At 47.9% G+C, this 3,684-nt stretch carries 6 protein-coding genes; 3 read left to right on the top strand and 3 right to left on the bottom strand.

Features of this window, described 5'->3' with window-relative positions:
* Positions 1-1,017, top strand: a 1,017-nt coding sequence (locus AB4Z33_RS30495) for a glutamate--tRNA ligase family protein (RefSeq protein WP_442053495.1), incomplete at its 5' end; no start/stop codon positions are given.
* An 87-nt stretch (positions 1,018-1,104) separates the two neighbouring features.
* On the opposite strand, the gene AB4Z33_RS30490 is transcribed toward AB4Z33_RS30495, so the two are convergent.
* Together AB4Z33_RS30490 and AB4Z33_RS30485 are read right to left on the bottom strand one after the other, a co-directional pair.
* Positions 1,105-1,263, bottom strand: coding sequence for a hypothetical protein (locus AB4Z33_RS30490; RefSeq protein WP_442053494.1), 159 nt, complete (start codon positions 1,261-1,263; stop codon positions 1,105-1,107).
* Between the two features lie 182 nt (positions 1,264-1,445).
* Positions 1,446-1,640, bottom strand: coding sequence for an aspartyl-phosphate phosphatase Spo0E family protein (locus AB4Z33_RS30485; protein ID WP_442053493.1), 195 nt, complete (start codon positions 1,638-1,640; stop codon positions 1,446-1,448).
* A gap of 557 nt (positions 1,641-2,197) precedes the next feature.
* Between AB4Z33_RS30485 and AB4Z33_RS30480 the strand changes: the two genes are divergently transcribed.
* Together AB4Z33_RS30480 and AB4Z33_RS30475 are read left to right on the top strand one after the other, a co-directional pair.
* Positions 2,198-2,443: a YolD-like family protein gene (locus AB4Z33_RS30480; RefSeq protein ID WP_442053492.1), complete on the top strand. Its 246-nt coding sequence runs from the start codon at positions 2,198-2,200 to the stop codon at positions 2,441-2,443.
* An 84-nt stretch (positions 2,444-2,527) separates the two neighbouring features.
* Complete coding sequence (locus AB4Z33_RS30475; RefSeq protein ID WP_442053491.1) at positions 2,528-3,181, top strand: hypothetical protein; 654 nt, start codon at positions 2,528-2,530, stop codon at positions 3,179-3,181.
* Between the two features lie 35 nt (positions 3,182-3,216).
* Here the strand turns inward: AB4Z33_RS30475 and AB4Z33_RS30470 are convergent, their stop codons facing one another.
* The gene (locus AB4Z33_RS30470) at positions 3,217-3,375 is read right to left on the bottom strand and encodes an asparagine synthase (RefSeq protein WP_337098799.1); all 159 of its coding nucleotides are present in this window, start codon (positions 3,373-3,375) and stop codon (positions 3,217-3,219) included.
* Between the last annotated feature and the right edge of the window lie 309 nt (positions 3,376-3,684).

The raw sequence follows: 3,684 nt of genomic DNA, 5'->3' as shown, positions 1-3,684 counted from the left end.
TATTCGCTCTGCTCCGTCGAATTCAAGGATCATCGGCCTTTGTACGAATGGGTGCTTAGGGAGCTCGGCATAGACAGTCCGCCGCGGCAAAGGGAGTTCGGCCGCCTAAGTCTGACGGGCGTCGTGACGAGCAAGCGTTTCCTGCGGCAACTGGTCGAGGGCGGTTATGTAGACGGCTGGGACGATCCGAGATTGCCGACGCTCCGCGGTTTAAGAAGGAGAGGATTCACGCCCGAGAGCATACGCGGCTTCATCAAGGAGATCGGCAGTATCCGTACGCAAAGCACGGTGCATATTTCCTTGCTCGATCATTGTCTAAGACAGGAGCTGAAGGCATCGACAGTTACTGTTATGGCGGTGCTTAATCCGCTCAAAGTCGTCATAACGAATTATCCAGACGATGAAACCGAGCTATTGATGATCGAGAATAACAGCGAGAATGAGGAGCTTGGGAAGCGGGAAGTTCCTTTTGGCAAAACGATCTATATCGAAAGAGACGACTTCGAGGAAAATCCGCCGAAGGGCTTTCATCGACTAACTCCGAATGCCGAGGTTCGATTGAAGGGCGCTTATTTTATTCGCTGCGAGGAAGTGATTAAGGATTCGGTTACCGGAGAGGTGATTGAGCTTCGCTGCACCTATGATCATACGACGAAGAGCGGTACAGGATTTAACGGGCGCAAGGTGAAGGGGACGATTCACTGGGTGTCGGCGGATCACGCCTTGAAGGCCGACGTTCATTTGTACGATAAGCTGCTGCTAGAGGATTCGGAAAAGGATACGCCGACTAACGGGGATTGGACGGAGCGCGTTAGTCCGGATTCGCTAATCGTCGTCAGGGATGCTCGGATCGAGCCGTATGTGGCGGAGGCGGAACATGGAGCCGAAATTTTGGAGCGGAGGCTGCAGTTTTTCCGTCATGGCTATTTCTGCTTGGATAACAAGCATACAACTGCCGATAGACTTGTATTTAACCGCATCGTACCGCTTAAGGATAGCTGGAATAAAAAGAATTGATCGGTTAAGATGTGCGAAGGCTGCTGATTGATGAATCAGCAGCCTTTGTGCGCTTCCTGGCGCGTTTGCGAGGCGAGGGCGAGGGCGTTACTTGCCTTTCTTAGAGGCGGCCCAAAACGCTAGCACAATAAGCGGCAGCAAAATAAACCAAGGGATCGTAATCGTCCCTCCGACGATAAATGCCAATATCATAACGAAGATAACGCCCAAAATAATATACAGACAACCTCGTCCGAACGTTTCCATGCCATTGCTCCTTTCGTATGCCTATCTTCAGTTGTATACCGCAAGCTACAAAGAAGTATATTCACGGATATAGCAGGATAGAGCAGCGGGTTGTTGGCAGGGGTATTGTTCGCGGCTTGACTTCGACAAAGTGATGGGCAAAATAAAAACCCGGCCGCGGGGGCCGGGAAAGTAAATGCGTTTTAGTAACATAATGTATCGCCGTTATCTGTTTTTTGAATCCTGGAGCTACATTTCGTGTACTCCATCAGCTTTTTGTCGAGCTCCTGACTTATCTGTATAACCACTCTGTCCGAAAAGCTATTGGATACTCCAAACACACGAACCATCTCTGTTCTCAACGCCTCAATCTGTTGTTGACAAACACAGTTATGCATTTAAAGTGTCCTCCTACGTAAGGTCCAAGATGTAACTGTTAAGCTAAAGCATACATCATTTTACTGTAAATTTCCTTCTTTTACAATTGGGTTATGTCAAAAAGGGACAGGAGTACGAAAAAAATGGAAGTAAAAGTGTAGAGGACCCACATTGCTGTGGGTCTGTCCTAGCTCGTCATCAACTGTGGGGTTGATAGGACTAGTATACGGATCTAATCTTAACGCTTCCTTAAAAATAATTGTCGATGTGTTGAACTATTCTGATAATTATTGAAGGCAAGTGCAGAGTGATGTCATGAAATTGTGTCATTTTTGTTACCACATAAGAATTTAGAAGTTTCCGAGCATTGCGGAAGAACAAATTCTTATTGGCGATAAAACATTCCCTGGCTTCCGAAGTGAGTTTGCTACGCAAACTTGTAGGTCGCTCATCTTCGAATAGCCTCGATAGACGTTTCCTCAAAATCGTTGTGGCAACCGGAGGCCATTCATGATAACGTTAATGTTTCTGAASGACTGATTATAAGCGGGTTACGGAATAGAGGGAGGGCAATGGAATGGCATCAAAAGGACCGAAACGACCGACGCGGGACGAGTTCCAAATGGAGGAGCTTGGTGAGCGCTTGGTCGAAGCGCAGCGGGAAGAAATCGAGCTTCTGTTCACCGTCTGGAATTGGGCTGAGCAGCCTCGCGGCATTATCGTGAAGATGGACTCGAGGACGAAGCTTGTACATGTCGAGTACGCARGCGAACTGACGAAAATTCCTTYTATGGATATTATGCAGGTAGAGAACCCTTATTAAGCTGCTGAAGCGTGGCTTGTGCTGAAACATTGCGTGCTTCATTGACGTTTATTGGTTAACCGACTAATTATGGAGGAAATGCCAATGATGAAGCAATTCGTATTGTTGTTCATGGTAGCAACCGTGTTGAGTGCCTGCGGGCAAGTTCAATCGAATACAGAAGAACAACCCGTGATTGCCGAGAGTGCTGAGTTCGCTGGTGCTCCTCGGGCTGTCGGACAAGGGGAATATGGAGAGCTGCATGTCTTGCCGTTGACGGAAGACGGCGGAGTAACGGAATCGCTGGGAGCGCCGTCATGTCTAGGAGAAGAGACGGATTACATATCATCCGGCGACTATGATGTCGTGTTCAAGCGAACGGACGGAACTGAGACAAGTGTCGGGAGTTTATCTGATACGCAGATCGTCTCGGAAGGCGGATCCGACCAACCTCGCAAACTGGGCAGCTTGGCGTCCGAAGGCGTTGAATTGTACTATTTTCAACCTATCCAGAACAAATGCCGCGCGGATGCTGTTTATGTATATGTAGTGAGTGAAGACGATGCATATCAAGCTAGCTTCGAGGTAGAAGGGCAGTTATTAGATCAGTTTAGCCTGGCTCCCGAGAGCGAGCCCTATATCGAAGCAGGTCAGCTTGTGCTGGAGTCGACAGAGGATGAGCAGCAGGAATATACCTATATGTTCATGCTGGAAAACAAGAAGCTGAGGCTTGTGAAAAAGGAGGAGAGGGGCGATTAAGCCGCCTCTCCTATTCGATGACTTGACTTGCCAAACTAACGATGCTCGACTAAATCGATCGCCCCAAGAATGACATGGGCAAGACCGAAGCCGAGAACACCCGTACCTATAAGCTTATACTTGCTCTTCAGCAGTGTAGCGCCAGAAGCCGTAACCACAGTTCCAAGAACGGCAGGTATCAATCCTTCACGCATCATCCAACACTCCCTATGGTTTGTTTGGCAAGCAGTGTTAGTTTGCTACGGGAGCGGAGTTGGCATACCTTCGCTGACTGCGTGCATGTGTTCTTATTTGTCTTTTGGAGGAGCTATGATGGATTTTGGCAGTAACTTTCTGCATTTTACCTCGCGTTTAAGTTGAGTCCGTATACTTGTGTAAAAAGCTAGGATCTCAAAAAAAGGGAGCCATAGCCAGAATCCTCGTTTAGAATGGAGTTGTCGAGACAACATTCATTGGAGGGATTTTGGTATGACTCAATATCAGATTAGCGTAGATTCCGAACT

The sequence above is a fragment of the Paenibacillus sp. 2TAB19 genome, assembly GCF_052115185.1.
GTDB lineage: Bacteria > Bacillota > Bacilli > Paenibacillales > Paenibacillaceae > Pristimantibacillus.
The sequence above is the reverse complement of the archived record's forward strand: the minus strand, read 5'-3'. Positions and strand labels throughout refer to the sequence as shown.

Coding starts and splice junctions, on each gene's coding strand:
- AB4Z33_RS30475 (WP_442053491.1), top strand. CDS start 2,528: ATGATGAAGCAATTCGTATTGTTGTTCATGGTAGCAACCGTGTTGAGT.
- AB4Z33_RS30485 (WP_442053493.1), bottom strand. CDS start 1,640: ATGCATAACTGTGTTTGTCAACAACAGATTGAGGCGTTGAGAACAGAG.
- AB4Z33_RS30470 (WP_337098799.1), bottom strand. CDS start 3,375: ATGCGTGAAGGATTGATACCTGCCGTTCTTGGAACTGTGGTTACGGCT.
- AB4Z33_RS30490 (WP_442053494.1), bottom strand. CDS start 1,263: ATGGAAACGTTCGGACGAGGTTGTCTGTATATTATTTTGGGCGTTATC.